This is a genomic window from Streptomyces sp. CNQ085 (assembly GCF_022614595.1).
Taxonomy (GTDB): Bacteria; Actinomycetota; Actinomycetes; order Streptomycetales; family Streptomycetaceae; genus Streptomyces.
This window is the reverse complement of the sequence record NZ_JAJFAU010000042.1, coordinates 1-16088: the sequence shown is the minus strand read 5'-3', so window position 1 is coordinate 16088 and position 16088 is coordinate 1. Positions and strand designations below refer to the sequence as shown.

Sequence of the window (16088 nt, the reverse complement as noted above, 5' to 3'; positions counted from 1 at the left end):
GGCGTGACCCGAAGGTCACGCCACCGCTCCCCGTACGAGCTCAGGCTCAGACCCCGGCGAGGTGGTCGCCGAGGCAGTCGAGGAAGCTGTTCCAGCCGGTCTCGGCCTCCGCGGTCTTCTCCGGGTCGAGCCGGCCGACCTGCCGGAAGGTCAGCCGGGTGCCGCCTTCGTCGTCGGCGAAGTCGACCGTGGTCAGCTCCTCCGCCTCGCCTCGCTCGGCACGCGCCGCGAGGTTCTCGTCGTTCGGGTCGACGAGGGTGAACACCAGGCGCTCGCCGGGCACGACCTCACGGTAAACGCCCGCGAAGGGAAACTCACCGATGCCCTCGGCCGCCATGGTGGCCTTCCACGCGCCGCCGGGGCGCACGTCGAGGGCCACTGTGGAGGGTGCCGTGGTGAAGCCGCGCGGACCCCACCACCGGGCGAAGAGCCCGGGTTCGGTCCACGCGCGGTAGACCTCGGCCCGGGGCGCGTCGAAGACGCGGGTGACGGTGATCTCGCTCAGGCCGGTCGTGTCCGCCACGCTCACGCCTCCGGCGCGTCGAACAGTGGGCGGATCTCGACACCGCCGTCGTGGACGGGGACGAACTTGGCGATCTCCAGCGCCTTCTCCAAGTCCTCGGCCTCAAGGACAAAGGCGCCGCCGAGGGACTCACGGGTGTCGGCGAACGGACCGTCGGCGACGCCGCCGTCGCGGACCGTCTTGGCGGCGGCGGCCGGCTGCAGGGCGAGACTGCTGAGGATCTTGCCACCGAGCTCCTCGACCTTGCCGGGGAACGCCTCGTGCGCCGCGAGCAGCTCCTTCGGGGCGTTCTCCCAGCCGCCGGGCATCTCCGCCTCGTAGATGAGGACCGCGAACTGAGCCATAGGGGGCTCTCCTTTTTCACTGCGTGCTGTCTGCGTGGTCGGTGACTCCACGACGACGGCGTTCCGCGAAGGCGTGGTGTCCACCCCTCCAGCCTCTCCGTTCTCGGGCACCCGACGCATCTTCGAGGTTGCTCTGTCCTCCCGGCCCTCCCGCAAGCCGGCGCACCGGCCGCCGGACGGGTGCTGCGCAATCCACAAGATGCGAACGGCGTGGTCCGGCCCGGACGCTGACGGCATGGCCGGCTTCGCGAACAAGACGTACCTCGTCACCGGCGTTCGGCGTACATCGCCGGCCAGGATTTCGTCGACGGCTGCCTGACCGGCCCCGTCCCGGCCCGGCGCCCTTCCCCTCGCGCCCGCGGGCCCGCGACCACACGAGGAGACTGATGTGATCGGCTTCCGGCTCGACGAGGAGTACGAGGTCCTGCGCGAGGGTGTGGCGGACTTCGCGCGCACTGCCGTCGCCCCAGTGATCGGCGACCTGTACAAGCGGGACGCGTTCCCCTACGACCTGGTGGCCGAGATGGGCCGGATGGGCCTGTTCGGGCTTCCCTTCGCGAAGGAGTACGGCGGCCAGGGCCGGGACTTCCTGGCTCTGTGCGTGGCTCTGGAGGAGCTCGCCCGCGTCGACACCTCGGTCGCGATCACCCTGTCCGCCGGGGTCTCCCTGGGGGCCATGCCGCTCTACCGCTTCGGCTCGGCCGAGCAGAAGGAGCGCTGGATGCCACAGCTGTGCGCGGGCGAGGCTCTGAGCGCGTTCGGCCTGACCGAACCCGGTGGCGGCACCGACATCGCGTCGCTGACCACGACCGCCGTGCGCGACGGCGACGAGTGGGTGATCGACGGCGCCAAGTCGTTCATCACGAACTCGGGGACGGACATCACCCGGCTGGTCACGGTCACCGCCGTCACGGGAGTCCGTGCGGACGGCCGCCAGGCCGCTTCGACGATCGTCGTGCCCTCGGGCACCCCCGGGTTCGAGGTCGCCCCGCCGTACTCCAAGGCGGGCTGGAACTCCTCGGACACCCACGGCCTGACCCTGACCGGCGTGCGGGTGCCGGCCGGGAACCTGCTCGGGCAGGAGGGGCGGGGGCTGTCCCAGTTCCTGTCGGTGCTCGACGAGAGCCGGATCGCGATCTCCGCGGTGGGCACCGGCATCGCCCAGGGCTGCGTCGACGAGGCGGTGCGCCATGCCGGGGAGCGGGTGGCCTTCGGCCGGAGCATAGGCACCAACCAGGCCATCCAGTTCATGATCGCGGACATGGAGGTACGGGCCCACAGCGCCCGGCTCGCCTACTACCACGCGGTGACGAAGATGCTCAGGGGCGAGCCGTTCGGCAGGGAGGCGTCGATCGCGAAGCTGGTCGCCTCCGGCGCGGCGATGGACAACGCCCGCGACGCCACACAGATCTTCGGCGGCTACGGCTGCCTCAACGACTACCCGGTGTCCCGCTTCTACCGTGACGCCAAGGTGCTCGAGGTCGGCGAAGGGACGAACGAGGTGCAGCGCATGCTGATCGCCCGCAGTCTGGGACTTCCGGCCGCCGCCTGAATCACCCCGGGCGGGTCCGGCAACACCGGGGGAGGGGCCCGCAGAGGCGGACTCCTCCCCCGCACGCGGTCAGGCCGCCCGCCCCGGACCGCCGGCCAGCAGGGCCGCGCCCCTCTCGCGCAGCTCGACCTTGCGGACCTTGCCGCTGGCGGTCATCGGGAAGGAGTCCACGACCGCCACATGACGAGGGATCTTGTAGTGGGCCAGCCGGCCGGCGCAGTACGCCCGCAGTTCGGCCGCACCGAGCGGCGCGGCACCGCCCCGCAGCCGGATCCAGGCCATGATCTCCTCGCCGTAGTACGGGTCCGGGACGCCGACCACCTGGGCGTCGAGGATGTCCGGGTGAGTGTGCAGGAACTCCTCGATCTCACGCGGGTAGACGTTCTCGCCGCCGCGGATGACCAGGTCCTTGATCCGGCCCGTGATGCTGACGTAGCCGTCGGCGTCCATGACCGCGAGGTCCCCGGTGCGCATCCAGCCGTCCGCGTCGATGGCCTCGGCGGTCTTGTCGGGCTGCCGCCAGTAGCCCCGCATCACCGAGTAGCCGCGGGTGCGGAACTCGCCCTGTCTGCCGCGGGGCACGGTCTTCCCGGTCTCCGGGTCCACGATCTTGATCTCCACGTGCGGGCCGGCCGTGCCAACGGTGGACACCCGGCGTCCGAGCGAGTCGTCCGGGCGGGTCTGGCAGGCCACGGGGGAGGTCTCCGTCATCCCGTAGCAGATCGTCACCCGTGCCATGTGCATCCGGTCGATGACCTGGCGCATCACCTCGACCGGGCAGGGGGTTCCGGACATGATGCCGGTGCGCAGCGACGTGAGGTCGAAGCCGTCGAAGCCGGGGTCGGCGAGTTCGGCGATGAACATCGTCGGCACACCGTACAGGGAGGTGCACCTCTCTGCCTCGACCGCCGCCAGTGTCGCGCGCGCGTCGAAGAAGGCGGCGGGGATGACCACGCACGCGCCGTGGCTGAGCGCCGCGATCGTGCCCATCACCATGCCGAAGCAGTGGAAGAAGGGGACCGGCAGGCAGACACGGTCGGCCTCGGTGTACTCCAGCAGTTCACCGGTGAAGAAGCCGTTGTTGAGGATGTTGCGGTGGGTGAGCGTGGCTCCCTTGGGCAGGCCGGTCGTACCCGAGGTGTACTGGATGTTGACCGGGTCGTCGGGGTTCAGTGACGCCTCCACCGAGGCGAGGCGCCGCAGACCGTGCGGGTCCGGACAGGCCAGCAGAGCGCGCCACTGCTCGCCGCCGATCAGGACGGTGTGACGCAGGGACGGGCAGCGCGGCGTGACCTCCTCGATCAGCCCGGCGGCGTCTGCGTTGCGCAGCACTGGTGCGGCGATCAGCACCTGCACCCCGGCGTGGGCGAGCACGTACTCCAGCTCGTGGGTGCGGTAGGCGGGATTGATGTTGACGAGGATCGCGCCGATCTTCACGGCCGCGTACTGGGTGAGTACCCAGTCGGCGCTGTTCGGCGCCCACAGCCCGACCCGGTCCCCCGGTGCGACGCCCAGTTCCAGCAGGCCGACCGCGAGCGCGTCGGTGCGCGCGTCCAGTTCGGCGTAGCTCCAGCGGCGGCCCTCGCCGGTCCTGTCGACGACGGCGTCACGGCCGGGGAAGGAGGCGACGGTCCTGCTCAGCTGGGCACCGATGGTCTCGTCGAGGAGTGCCAGGTGATGGCTGCCCCGGGCGTGGCTGGGCAGGGCGGCCGCCGCGCACCCCACCGACGGGCCGGTCGGCGTCGACGCGTCTTCCAGCTCAAGTGGGTTCATCCACTCAGGCTCGCCGCGGTGACGCGCGGGCCGCATCTCGGTGATTGCCCTTTTCACGGTGCCGTACGGCTCGCCGCGGTGGGGACGATCCCGCACGTTCGGAGAAGGGCCGGACGGGACATCCGTCCTATTCTGCGGTTGCCCCGTCCGGCGGCCTCGCCACGGGCGTACCCCCGTCATCGAGCCCCTGTTGGGAGACCTGCCATGAAACTCGGCCTGGCATTCGCGGACTACGCCTGGGACGGCGGAGCGGAACGCATGGCGGACACGCTCAAGGCGATGTCCCGCACCGCCGACGATGCGGGTTTCGACGTCATCGGCGTCGCCGACCACGTCTGGCAGGGCCCCCACCTGGGAGGTCCCGAGCAGCCGATGCTGGAGTGCTTCACGACGCTCGCCACCATCGCCGCTCACACCCGTCGCATCCGGCTCATGCCCATGGTCGCGGGGGTCCATTTCCGTTCCCCAGGTCTGCTGGCCAAGACGGTGACGACGCTGAACGTGCTGTCCGGCGGGCGGGCCGATCTCGGCATCGGCGCCGGCTGGTACGAGGAGGAGGCGCGCGGCCTGGGCATCGGTTTCCCGACGACGGCCGAGCGGTTCGAGCAGCTGGAGGACGCGGTGCGGATCTGCCGGAGCATGTGGGCCGGCGAACGCGGTGACGAGAAGCCCCTCACGGGTCGTCACCACCACCTTGAGCGGGCTCTGAACGTGCCGCAGAACCTGACCCGTCCGCAGCTCATGATCGGCGGGGGTGGTGAGAAGAAGACCCTGCGCCTGGTCGCCCGCCACGCGGACGCCTGCAACCTGTACCCGGGCCCGGACCTGGGCGGCAAACTGGCGGTGCTGCGCCGTCACTGCGATTCGGAGGGCCGGGACTACGACACGATCGAGAAGACCTGCATCATGCCGTTCACGCCGCGGGACGCCGTCTCGGCGGACGAACTCGCCGACACACTGCGCCAGATCGCCGAGGCCGGTGTCACGCGGGTGATCGGCATCCTGGAGGGCCGGGACCAGGTCGCCTCGATAGAGCTGATCGGCGAGCGGGTGCTGCCCGCCGTCGAGGACGCCTGATCCGCCCGCCCGCCGGGGCGCGGCCCCGTCCGGCGGGCGGGCGGGGGCGGATCAGTCCGGCAGCCGGACCGACAGCGCGTGGTGGAAGACGTCCCGCGGATCGTAGGTCTTCTTGATCCGCTGCAGACGTGGGTAGTTGTCCTTGAAGTACAGGGTGTGCCACGGGATCCCGGAGGTGTTCCACCCGGGGTCGGCGAGATCGGTGTCGGCGTAGTTGACGTAGCTGCCGTCGTTGGCCTCGTCCGGCACCGGCACCCCACCGGTGGCCGCGTACACGTCACGGTACATCTCGCGGACCCGCCGGATGTTGGTCTCGTCCTCGGCCTCCGACCCCCACACCGCCATGTAGGCGGCCTTGAGGACGGAGTCTCGCTGGGGCACCGCGGTGGCGTCCGGCGCGACAGCGTTCACGCGGCCGCCGTAACCGATGAGGATGAGCTGGACCGGGCTCGTCTCCCCGGTTGTCAGATGGCGGTGGATGGCGGCCGTCTGCTCCGCGGAGTAGCCCTTGCGCAGGTACGCGGCCTTGATCTTGATCCGGCGGGTGAACGGGTCGCCCGGGTCACCCCAGCCCGGGTACGAGGAGACGTACAGCCAGGGCCGGACCTGCTGGGAGACGAACATCGGCTCGGCGTCCACACCCGCCATGACCTCGTCGAGGAAGGCAGCCACCAGCCGTTCGGCCTCCGGGGTGGCGTCGTCGATGTGGGCGCCGACGGTCAGCCCGAAGCCGGAGCGGTGGGTGCCGTGGAAGAAGCCCGCCAGCGCCGCGTACGGCGATTCGGGGCCGCTGTTGCGCTCGAACCAGGAGCCGAAGTTGCGCTGCAGGGTGGCGAAGGCGTCCGGTGTCATGGTGTCCCAGGACCACACCGCCATGCCGCTGCGCCAGGCCCCGGGCGCCTTCGGAAGCAGTTCTGCCGGGTCCTCGCCTTCGGCACCGGGGGCACGCATCCAGTAGCGCGTGACGACGCCGAAGGTGCCACCGCCGCCACCGGTGTGGGCCCACCACAGCTCGCGGTGCGGGTCGTCCTCCTCGCGGGTCGCGACGATCGCGCGGGCCGTGCCGTCCTCGCCGACGACGACGACCTCCACCGCGTACAGGTAGTCGACGACGGCACCGAGGCTGCGGGAGAGCGGTCCGTAGCCTCCGCCGACGATGTGCCCGCCGACCCCGACCTCGGGGCACTCCCCGGCGGGGATGGTGACGCCCCAGCCCTTGAACAACACCCGATAGACGTGCCCGAGGGTCGCGCCCGCCTCGATGGCGAAAGCACGCCGCTCGGCGTCGTATCGGACGTCGGTCATCTCGGACATGTCGAGGAGGACCTCCACACCGTCGGTGTTGAGGTCCTCGAAGCCGTGTCCGCCGCTGCGCACGGAGACCCGCTTGCCGGCCCCCACGGCCTCGGTCACCGCGTCCACCACCTGGGCGGTCGTGGTGACCACCTGTACGTACTCCGGCCGCCCGGGGAAACGGTGGTTGGTGCCCAGCACCAGGCTCGGGTAGCGCGGGTCGGCCGCAGTGATCGTGGCTGCGGCGAAGGCGGGGATGTCCGTCTCGGTCACGTCGTTCCTCCATCGGGGCGGGCGGTCGCCCGGCGCCTCCGGCCGGGCCGGCCCGGGGGCCGCCACCAGCGTGGACGAGCCCGGATCGGGATGTCTTCTCCCGGTGTGCGGTTTCCCGGCAGAGCGCTTTCTTCCAGATTGCTCAAGGGCCCGGTGTGCGTGGGATTCGCTTGTGGCACCGGCCGGGCCGCTGGTTTTGTGGGCGTCATAGCCCGACGAAGGAGGGTCCGTCACATGTGCGGCATCGCCGGGGCCATGGCCCTGCACGACGGGGCGGGAGTCGATGCCCGGGTGCTCGACGGCATGACGGCGAACCTGCTGCACCGGGGACCCGACTCCGGCGGCACCTACCTCCGGGACGGCGTCGGACTCGGCTTCCGGCGCCTCGCCATCAACGACCTCGCCGGCGGCGCCCAGCCGATGTCCGGCGAGGACGGCTCCGTGGTCATGGTGTGCAACGGCGAGATCTTCAACCATCGTGAACTGCGCGCCGGGCTCGAGGCCAAGGGACACCGCTTCACGACCGGCTGCGACGTCGAGGTCGTCGTCCACCTCTACGAGGAGGAGGGCACCGCGCTGCTGCACCGGCTCAACGGGCAGTTCGCCTTCGCGTTGTACGACCGGCCGCGTCGCCGCCTGTTCCTCGCCCGCGACCACGCCGGCATCCTGCCGCTGCATTACGCCATCACGCGCGACCGGTTCGTCTTCGGCTCGGAGGCGAAGGCAGTCCTGGCACACCCGGAGGTGGACCGGGCGGTGGACCTCACCGGCCTCGACCAGGTGCTGACCTTCCCCGGCCTGGTCAGCCCCCGCACCATGTTCCGGGGGGTGCGCGCGGTACGGCCCGGCCACTACCTGCTGGTGGAGGACGGGTCCGTGCGGGAGACGCGGTACTGGGACCTCGACCTGCCGCCTGCCGGCGAACCCCAGGAGCACCCGGACGCCTACTATCCGGAGCGGCTGCGGGAACTGCTGACGGAGGCGGTGCGGCTGCGTCTGAGTGCCGACGTGCCGGTCGGCTTCTATCTCAGCGGTGGTCTCGACTCCTCGCTGATCGCCGGTCTGGTCAGCGAGCTCGCACCCTCGGCCGACTCGTTCTCCGTGACCTTCCCGGAGGCCGAGATCGACGAGTCCGGCTACCAGCGCCTGATGGCGCGGAAGGCCGGATCCCGCCACCATGAGATCCCGTTCACCGCCGACGAGATCGTCGAGGGGCTGCAGCGGATGGTGCTGCACGCCGAGACGCCCGTGAAGGAGACCTACAACACCTGCTCGCTCGCGCTGGCCCGGCGGGTGCGCGAGAGCGGCACCCGGGCGATTCTCACGGGGGAGGGCGCCGACGAACTGTTCGGCGGCTACGTCGGCTACCGCTTCGACCGCCTGGGCCGCGGCGCGGACCGCTCGGGGGACCCGCTCGCCGACGCTCTGGAGGACGATGCCCGGCGGCGGCTGTGGGGCGATCCCGGACTGTTCTACGAACGTCCCTACCACGCCTGGCGCGAGGCCAAGATGGCCCTGTACTCACCTTCCGTGCGGGAGGCGTTCGCTGAGGTGGACTGCCTGCGCGAAGCCCCGGTGGACCACGACCGGCTGGCGGGCCGCGACCCGTTGGCACAGCGCTCCTACCTCGACTTCCGGCTGCGGCTCTCGGACCACCTGCTCGCCGACCACGGCGACCGGATGGCCATGGCCCACTCCGTGGAGGCCCGCTACCCGTTCCTGGACCGCGCGGTGACGGAGTTCGCCACCCGCGTCCCCGCCCATCTCAAGGTGCACCCGCGCGGCGGGGAGAAGTACGTCGTACGCCAGGCGGCCCAGGGCCTGGTGCCGCCGGAGATCGTCGACCGCGAGAAGTTCGGCTTCCGCGCCCCCGGCAGTCCGGCCCTGCTGCGCGCCGGCATCGAGTGGATCAACGACATACTCTCCCCCGCGCGGATCAGGCGGCAGGGGTTCTTCGACCCGGCGACCGTGGAACGGCTCCGCGCCCGGTACACCCGCGACGGTTTCGAGATCCACCCCCACTTCGGCGACGACCTGCTGCTCACTGTCCTGACCTTCGGCATCCTCCTGGACACCTTCTCCCTTCCAGATCACCCGTGACGGCCGGACGGGCGGCCCTCACGGGGCCTTCCGGGACAGAGAAAGGAATCACGATGACGTTCGAAGCCATTCACGACCTGGTGGAGAGGACGATCGAGCGTTTCCCCGGACGCGTGGCCGTCGAGACGGACACAGACCGTCTCGACTACGCCGGACTCGACGCGCGCGCCGCACACGTGGCCGCGGAACTCACGGCCGCGGGTGCCGGGGCCGGATCCCTCGTTCCCGTCCTGGTCGAGGACCGTCGCGACCTGGCGGCCGCCGTCCTCGGCATCATGCGAACGGGCGGCGTGTTCGTCCCGATGGACCTGACCGCGACACCCGTCCGGCTGCGGTCGATGCTGCTCGATCTCGACCCGCGCTGGGCCGTGGTCGCCGACCCGGCCGACCCCGCGGCCCTGCGGGCGCTCTCCGAGGCCGTGCCCGGCGCCCAGGCCGTCACCGTCGGCCCCTCGGCCTCCGCGTCCGGCAGACCGGGGCATCGCGCGGCCGCGGACGACCCCGCGTACGTGTTCTTCACCTCCGGCACCACGGGCCGCCCCAAGGGCATCGTCGGCCGGCTCGGCTCCATCGCCCCCTACATCCGTTGGGAGACCGAGCAGTTGGGCGTCGCGCCCGACTGGCGGGTGGCGCAACTGGTCTCGCCGTCGTTCGACGCAGTACTGCGCGACCTGTTCGTCCCGCTCGCCGTCGGCGGGACCCTGGTCGCCCCGCCCCGACGGACGAGGCTGGACCCGGCCGCCCTGGCCCGCTGGACCGACGAGCAGCGGATTGACCTCATCCACACCGTGCCCTCGCTGTTCCGGGGCCTGGTGTCGGCCGCGATCGCGGGCGACCACGCCCTCGCCTCGCTGCGCTGGGTGGCGCTCTCCGGCGAACGGCTCGCGCCGCAGGACGCCGAACGCCTCTTCGGGCACTACGGCGACCGGATCCGACTGCTCAACCTGTACGGTCCGTCGGAGACGACGATGACAAAGACCTTCCACGAGGTCACCCGCGCCGACCTGACGCTTCCGTCCATCCCCGTCGGCCGCCCGATGCCTGGTGCCGAGGTGCTGCTGGTCGACGAGTCGGGCCGGCTCGCGGAACCCGGCGCGGTCGGCGAGATCCACCTGCGCACCCCCGACCGCACTCTCGGCTACCACCGGCGTCCCCAGGAGACCGCCCGGGTCTTCGTCCCGCACCCGGTCACCGGCGACCCCGCCGATGTCGTCTACCGCACCGGCGACTTCGGCCGCCTGCTGCCGGACGGATGCCTGGAGTTCCTCGGCCGCAAGGACCACCAGGTCAAGATCGGCGGCGTACGGGTAGAGCTGGAAGGCGTCGAGAGCGTGCTGCGCGCGCATCCGGACATCGCCGACGCGGCCGTGGTCGCCCATGAGGAGGGCGGGACCGCCCGGCTCTGCGCCTACCTCGAACCGCGCGGGACGGTCGGCGACACCCTGTCCGCGGACCTCGAGCAGCGGCTCCGCTCCCATCTTCGCGAACGGCTCCCGGACGCCGCGGTGCCGGCGCTCTTCGTTGTACTGCCCGAAATGCCCCGCACGCTCAGCGGGAAGACCGACCGCAAGGCTCTGCCCGCCCCCGTCCGGCGTGTCGCCGCTGACCGAGACGGCACGCCGCCGCTGACCGCGACCGAGCGGGCCGTCGCCGACCTGTGGCTCGCGATCCTGCCGGCGTCCGGCGTGGGCCGGGACGACGACTTCTTCGCCTCCGGCGGCACCTCGCTGCTCGTCGTCGAGCTGCTCGGCCGGATCGGCCAGTCCTTCGGCGTCTCGGTGCCGCTGCGGGACTTCCTGCTGTCCCCGACCGTCTCGGCGCTCGCCGCGGCGGTCGAGAAGGAGCTGCTCACGGCCGACGCACCGCTCGACGACCTCTTCGCCAGCTAAGGGCCCGCCGATGACCACTCACCCAGTCCAGCCGCCCCACTCTCCCCCCGGCCCGGACACCGCCGGGGACGCCTGCGTCCGCTGCGGCATCACCGGCCGCTATCCCGGCATCACCTTCGACGCGGCCGGGGTCTGTGACCTGTGCGTCCTGTACGCGCGGCACGCCACCGAGATCAACGCCTACTTCGGGGACACCGACCATTTCGTCGAACTCGTCCGCAGCCGTGCGCGGGCCCGTGACTCCGCCGTCGACTGCCTGCTGCTGTACAGCGGCGGCAAGGACAGCTCGTACGTCCTGTACCGGCTGATCGACCTCGGTCTGCGGGTGCGGACCTTCACCTTCGACAACGGTTTCATCTCCCGGACCGCGCTGCGCAACGTCGAGACCATCACCGCCGACCTCGGCATCGAGCACGTCACCCTGACGCACTCCGACCAGAACGCGGTGTTCCGGCGCAGCCTCCAGCAGCACAAGAGCGTGTGCAACGGCTGCTTCCGTTCACTGCTGGACCTGAGCCTCCAGCACGCGCACGACCTCGGCATCCCTACCATCGTCACCGGCCTGTCGCGCGGTCAGATCATGGACGAGCGGCTGTCCTGGTTCCACCGCCAGGGCATCTTCGATCCGGCCGAGATCGAGCCGCGCCTGCGGGAGGGGCGGCGCGTCTACCACCAGTCCGGCGGGATGGTCCCCGCCGAGGTGGTCGACTCCGTCGAGGTCGTCGACTACTACCGCTACTCCGACATCACCAAGGACGGCATCCGCGCACTGCTGCGGTCGCGCTCCGACCTGTGGTCGCAGCCGGGCGACACCGGTTTCTGCAGCTCCAACTGCATGATCAACGATGCGGGAGTACTGGTCCACACCCGCGAACGCGGCTTCCACAACTACGAGGCCCCCACTCGCTGGGAAGTGCGCCTCGGGCACCTGGAGCGGGCGGAGGCGGACGAGGAGCTGCGCACTCCGCCGGCGACGCCCCGGGTGCGCAAGATGCTGCTGCAGATCGGTTACCCGCTGCCGGAGGAGAGCACCGCGCGGCCGGTGGTGGCCACGCGGACCACCGTCGCGTCGGCCCCGCCGGTCTCCCGGCGCACGCCGCTGACGCCCGCCCAGTGCCGTGTCCTGCGGGACACTGCCGGGGCTCCCGGCCGGCAGGCCAGGAGTCTGCTGCTGCAGACCCCGACCCCAGCGGACAAGGCGCTGGTGCGCCGGGTGGCGCTCCGGCTGCTACTGCACCACGAGGCCCTGCGTCTGCGGTTCGAGGAGCGGAGCGACGGGTGGCGGCAGTACGACGCGGGCCCGGCCGGAGCCGTGCCGGTGCTGCGCCTGGACGCGTCCGGACGGGACCCGTCGGCCGAGGCCGGGCTGGTGCGCACCGCTGTGGACCGGCTGCGCTCCCGGCTCGACCTGACCGACGGACCGCTCTGGCAGCTCGCCCTGGTCGACCGCGGGCCGCTCCCGGCACGGCTGCTGCTGGTCGTACACGAACTGCTGGCGGACACCCGCTCCTGGCGCTTGCTGCTGCGCGACTTGTCGGCCCTGTGGGCCAACGGGGGCGAGGCGGCGCTCACGCCGACGGAATCCTTCCTGGAACAGGTCTCATCGGCTGCCGTGAGTCCGGCAGGACACGTGAGTCCGGCAGGACACGTGAGTCCGGCAGGACACGTGAGTCCGGCAGGACACGTGAGCACGGAGTCGACGCGGCTCAGTGTGGCCTGCGGTACGCCCGTGAGCGCGGCCCGCGTGGCCGAGGCCCTGGCCGCGGTGCTCACGGACCTGGGTGACACGCCGGACGCCGAGATCGTCGACCACACGGAAGCGGGCGGTCCCGCCTGGCTCGGCCGCTGGGCTCCGGTACCGCCTGCGGAAGGCGGTTCTGTGATCCGTTACGAGCACTTCGGCGACCTTGACGGGCTGCTGCCGGCCGGTTCGCCGTTCACACGGGTGGTGGGTGAAGAGGCGGACTTCAGCGTGCTGCCGGGAACCGGGTGGAACGGGGTGCGGGTGCACGGCGTGGTCCGCGACCGAACACAGTACATGGACTGGTGGTGCACACCGGAGCTGCGCCGGCGCCTACGGGCCACCGCGCTGCCGGAGCGAGTGGCCCGCCGGCTCACGGCATCATGACGGACCCGGTGCCTGTACCCGGTGGAACACTCGGTGTTCTCGGAGGAATGGGCCCCGCGGCCACAGCGGAGTTCCTCCGGCTGCTCGCCGCCCGGGTGCCGGCCGACAACGACCAGAACCACCCGCGGATCGTGATGCTGTCGGACCCCTCGGTACCCGACCGGTCCGCAGCGCTCACGGAAGGCGGGGAGTCACCACTGCCGGCGATCCGCGAGGGCCTGGCGACGCTGGTGCGCTGGGGCGCGGACCTGCTGGCCGTTCCGTGCAACACGGCCCACGCCTACATCGACTCGATCGGCGAGCTTCCGGTTCCGGTCGTCCACATCGTGGACGCAACACTGCGGGCAGCCATGGCCAGGAGTCCCGGGGGCGGCTGGCTGGCCGCCACCGCGGGCACCGTGGAGAGCGGCCTCTACCAGCGACGGGCCGCCGAACTCGGCTACCGGCTGGTCCTGCCCGGGGCGGCCGTGCAGGCCACGATCCACCGTGTCGCGGTGCTCGTCAAGGCGGGCCGCACGGTGGAAGCGGGGCCGCCGCTCGCCGCGGCCCTGCACACGCTGTGGCACCGTGCCCCCCTGCCGGTTCTCACCGCCTGTACGGAACTCCCCCTCGCATACACTGCGGCGAAGCTTCCTCCCGAGGCCGAGGTCTCCAGCCTGGACGCCCTCGCCTCAGCCTGTGCCGACGCCCTCTACCCGGTACGGCTCCCGCGCCGGACCGCCCGGCCCGGCGCGGCGCGGGAGCCGGTCAGCGCCCCGCTCGGTAGGCGGGCGGCACCCCTGCCGCTCCGCCCGGCCGGGTACTGACCTCCATACGGTCCGGAGCCCTGCGGTCCGTGCCCCGCGCGATAGGCGTTACGGCCGTCGAGGCACCGTCATGCCGCGGCCGACGCCCCGTCGCACCATCGGTCACCCCTTCACCGGGCCGAATCGTGACAAGCGAACCGGATCACCGCAATACGAAGCCGCAACCGACGAACGGCACCCCGTCCGAGCGGCAGACATACGAACGACGTGCGGAGGCCACCGCAGCCGCGCGGCCCCCAGGGCCGCGCGGCGGAACCACCCACCGGGCTCCACCACTCCTGTCGGCTCATCCGTCACGACCAGCACCACCCGGAGAACAGCAGCGCTGGTGATGTCCGCGCCCCGGGGTTGCTCCGCGAAGCCGGGTGTGTGGGGACAGGGCTCACCTTCCTGGACAGGTTGTACCGGTGACAGAGGCCTGTGGCGAGGAAGAGGCGTGTTGGTAATTGCGGTAGGTGTGCTTCTGGTGTATCACGCGCGCGCACGCTCTAGATAGTTGAGAGAACCGCGTCTTCGCAGGTCAAAGAGGTGGGTGAGGCGCTGGAATATCACCCCCGGGTGATAAAGGAAGGTCGTGATTATCACCCGGGGGTTATAAAACTCGGCCATTTTGTGCACAGGGGGTACATTTTATGAGTGAAGACAGATGTGTTCGCCACTGAGATTGTGCACAGGGGGTACATTCTGCTGGTCACGCATGGATGGGGCCCGAGGCGTCAAGAAGCTTTGGTTTATCACCCGAGAGTGATAATGACGCGCAGAAAGTGCACCAGGGGAACACTAAAGTGCACTGGGGGGACAATCCCGTATGCTGCGGCCGCCGGGTCCAACCGACATATGAGGAGCTCGTCCCGCGATGACCGCACAGCCGAAGAAGCAGCCGCGACGGCGGCCAGCGCCGTCCGCGCTTCCGCCGCCCCCGCCCAGCGCCTTCCGGCAGCCCGGCGCGCTGCGACGCGCGAACGTCGTGAACCTTCCCGACGGGTACCGGGCCGCGGTCGAGCCGCCGGTCACCAGCGACGGCTTCCTCGACGGCGACTTCGTGATGGACAGCCAGGCATTCCTGTGCTGGCTGGCGGACTACTACCGGGACGACATCGTCTCTCTGCGGCTGATCGTCCGGATGATGGGGATGCAGAAGTCCGGTGGAATCGTCCAGGCGACCCAGGTTCGTCTCGCCGGACTGCTGGGCGTACGGCAGTCGCAGATCTCCCGCTCGCTGAAGGAGGCCGGGCGGACCGGGCTGGTGGCCCGGATCAGGCCCGGGGTGTACCAGTTGCACCCGCGGTTGTCGCTCAGAGGCGGCCGGGTGCCGATCGAGCCCAGCCCGGGGATGAGGGCACAGGGCACAATGAGAGTCGACCAGTTGGCGCTCCTGGACGATATCGCGGGCAACCCGGACCTGCCTGAGGCGTTCCGGGAGCTGCGGCAGCTTCCCGACCCCGCGAAGAAGCCGCCTCGGGAGGACAAGGCCCGCGCCCAGACCCGCCGGACGCGTAAGACGAAGGATGGGACGTCATGACGATCGCCGTGGAGCACTCAGCCCCCGAGTACGTCTGGACCGCCAACAACGCCCTGGTCTTCACTCCCCGCGGGATGCCGCCGGCCGCATACCCGGTGCTGCTGCATTTGCTCGGTCGGCAGGAGCCGGGAGGGCGCTGTCTGGTCACCCACGGCACCATTGCCGGGGAACTCGGTATCACCCGGCCCAAAGTCACCCGGGCCCTGCAGCATCTGACCTTCGCCCGCATGGTGTGGAAGGAAGGCAACGGCGCCTACCGGCTCAGTCCTCTCGTCGCCGGGTTCCGTACCCCTGCCGAGCAGCTCCAGGCGATCGTGGCCCTGGATGACGACGACCGTTTCGACCATCCCGACTTCCAGGAGCGGTACGAGGAACAGATCGCCCGGTACGAGAGGGAGAAGCGGCGACGGGCCGCTCAACGGCAGAGGACGCCCGAGCCTCCCATCGATCTCGCCGCCCGCCGCAGACAATGATCCGCGCCGGACACCGGCCATGCGGCGGGTGATCGCGGCATGGCCGGTGACGCGCACCCCGCCGGCGTCGGCGAACACGCCGGTGGTCGTTCCCGATGGGGCGGCGCCGCGAGCGACCCCGGTCTCCCGGGTCGGCGGAACGGCGACATCCGGTCCTCCCCCGTCTGCCTCGTTACGCCGTGGTGGCGGCGCAGCCCTGCGGAGTGCGCGGGGTGCTCATGACCAGGCCCGCGCCGTTGCCGATGATGCCGACCTGGCCGTCGAGCTTGACGTAGTTCAGACCCCTGGCCTTGGCGGCGGCCTCCAGCGGGTTGGCCGCGGCCTTGTCCTCCAGA

General features: G+C 71.0%; 12 protein-coding genes and 1 pseudogene. 8 read left to right on the top strand and 5 right to left on the bottom strand.

Translation table 11 applies throughout. The features are described from left to right. Window positions 1-46: 46 nt before the first annotated feature. Together LJ221_RS10210 and LJ221_RS10205 are read right to left on the bottom strand one after the other, a co-directional pair. Complete coding sequence (locus tag LJ221_RS10210) at window positions 47-523, bottom strand: SRPBCC domain-containing protein (RefSeq protein ID WP_241715552.1); 477 nt, start codon at window positions 521-523, stop codon at window positions 47-49. A 2-nt stretch (window positions 524-525) separates the two neighbouring features. Further along, window positions 526-867 (bottom strand): YciI family protein, encoded by a 342-nt coding sequence (locus LJ221_RS10205; RefSeq protein WP_241715551.1) that lies wholly within the window; start codon window positions 865-867, stop codon window positions 526-528. Between the two features lie 388 nt (window positions 868-1255). Here LJ221_RS10205 and LJ221_RS10200 point away from each other — a divergent pair, with 388 nt between their 5' ends. Beyond that, window positions 1256-2419: an acyl-CoA dehydrogenase family protein gene (locus LJ221_RS10200; protein WP_241715550.1), complete on the top strand. Its 1164-nt coding sequence runs from the start codon at window positions 1256-1258 to the stop codon at window positions 2417-2419. A 69-nt stretch (window positions 2420-2488) separates the two neighbouring features. Here the strand turns inward: LJ221_RS10200 and LJ221_RS10195 are convergent, their stop codons facing one another. After that, window positions 2489-4192, bottom strand: coding sequence for an AMP-binding protein (locus tag LJ221_RS10195; RefSeq protein WP_241715549.1), 1704 nt, complete (start codon window positions 4190-4192; stop codon window positions 2489-2491). 204 nt (window positions 4193-4396) lie between these two features. Between LJ221_RS10195 and LJ221_RS10190 the strand changes: the two genes are divergently transcribed. Further along, entirely contained in the window at window positions 4397-5269 is an 873-nt protein-coding gene (locus LJ221_RS10190) for an LLM class F420-dependent oxidoreductase (protein WP_241715548.1), read from the top strand. A 51-nt stretch (window positions 5270-5320) separates the two neighbouring features. On the opposite strand, the gene LJ221_RS10185 is transcribed toward LJ221_RS10190, so the two are convergent. Next, a complete protein-coding gene (locus LJ221_RS10185; protein ID WP_241715547.1) occupies window positions 5321-6835 on the bottom strand; it encodes an FAD-binding protein in 1515 nt (504 codons plus the stop codon). A 234-nt stretch (window positions 6836-7069) separates the two neighbouring features. Between LJ221_RS10185 and asnB the strand changes: the two genes are divergently transcribed. The 6 genes from asnB (at window position 7070) to LJ221_RS10155 (ending at window position 15753) form a co-directional block, all read left to right on the top strand. Continuing rightward, window positions 7070-8935, top strand: coding sequence for an asparagine synthase (glutamine-hydrolyzing) (gene asnB / locus LJ221_RS10180; RefSeq protein ID WP_241715546.1), 1866 nt, complete (start codon window positions 7070-7072; stop codon window positions 8933-8935). Between the two features lie 53 nt (window positions 8936-8988). Continuing rightward, window positions 8989-10824, top strand: a complete 1836-nt coding sequence (locus LJ221_RS10175; RefSeq protein WP_241715545.1) for a non-ribosomal peptide synthetase — start codon at window positions 8989-8991, stop codon at window positions 10822-10824. Window positions 10825-10834: 10 nt separating this feature from the next. Continuing rightward, complete coding sequence (locus LJ221_RS10170) at window positions 10835-12952, top strand: condensation domain-containing protein (RefSeq protein ID WP_241715544.1); 2118 nt, start codon at window positions 10835-10837, stop codon at window positions 12950-12952. Continuing rightward, window positions 12949-13758, top strand: coding sequence for an aspartate/glutamate racemase family protein (locus LJ221_RS10165; RefSeq protein ID WP_302851983.1), 810 nt, complete (start codon window positions 12949-12951; stop codon window positions 13756-13758). The genes LJ221_RS10170 and LJ221_RS10165 overlap by 4 nt, the downstream gene beginning before the upstream one ends. An 856-nt stretch (window positions 13759-14614) precedes the next feature. After that, the gene (locus LJ221_RS10160; protein ID WP_241715542.1) at window positions 14615-15280 is read left to right on the top strand and encodes a hypothetical protein; all 666 of its coding nucleotides are present in this window, start codon (window positions 14615-14617) and stop codon (window positions 15278-15280) included. Further along, entirely contained in the window at window positions 15277-15753 is a 477-nt protein-coding gene (locus LJ221_RS10155) for a helix-turn-helix domain-containing protein (protein ID WP_241715541.1), read from the top strand. The genes LJ221_RS10160 and LJ221_RS10155 overlap by 4 nt, the downstream gene beginning before the upstream one ends. A gap of 211 nt (window positions 15754-15964) precedes the next feature. Here the strand turns inward: LJ221_RS10155 and LJ221_RS10150 are convergent. After that, window positions 15965-16088: pseudogene (locus LJ221_RS10150) on the bottom strand (succinate--CoA ligase subunit beta); the annotation flags it as partial.

Bases quoted from the DNA above. Each gene is read 5' to 3' on its own strand.
- LJ221_RS10205 (WP_241715551.1), bottom strand. From the start codon at position 867: ATGGCTCAGTTCGCGGTCCTCATCTACGAGGCGGAGATGCCCGGCGGC.
- LJ221_RS10195 (WP_241715549.1), bottom strand. From the start codon at position 4,192: ATGAACCCACTTGAGCTGGAAGACGCGTCGACGCCGACCGGCCCGTCG.
- LJ221_RS10190 (WP_241715548.1), top strand. From the start codon at position 4,397: ATGAAACTCGGCCTGGCATTCGCGGACTACGCCTGGGACGGCGGAGCG.
- asnB (WP_241715546.1), top strand. From the start codon at position 7,070: ATGTGCGGCATCGCCGGGGCCATGGCCCTGCACGACGGGGCGGGAGTC.
- LJ221_RS10175 (WP_241715545.1), top strand. From the start codon at position 8,989: ATGACGTTCGAAGCCATTCACGACCTGGTGGAGAGGACGATCGAGCGT.
- LJ221_RS10170 (WP_241715544.1), top strand. From the start codon at position 10,835: ATGACCACTCACCCAGTCCAGCCGCCCCACTCTCCCCCCGGCCCGGAC.
- LJ221_RS10165 (WP_302851983.1), top strand. From the start codon at position 12,949: ATGACGGACCCGGTGCCTGTACCCGGTGGAACACTCGGTGTTCTCGGA.
- LJ221_RS10160 (WP_241715542.1), top strand. From the start codon at position 14,615: ATGACCGCACAGCCGAAGAAGCAGCCGCGACGGCGGCCAGCGCCGTCC.
- LJ221_RS10155 (WP_241715541.1), top strand. From the start codon at position 15,277: ATGACGATCGCCGTGGAGCACTCAGCCCCCGAGTACGTCTGGACCGCC.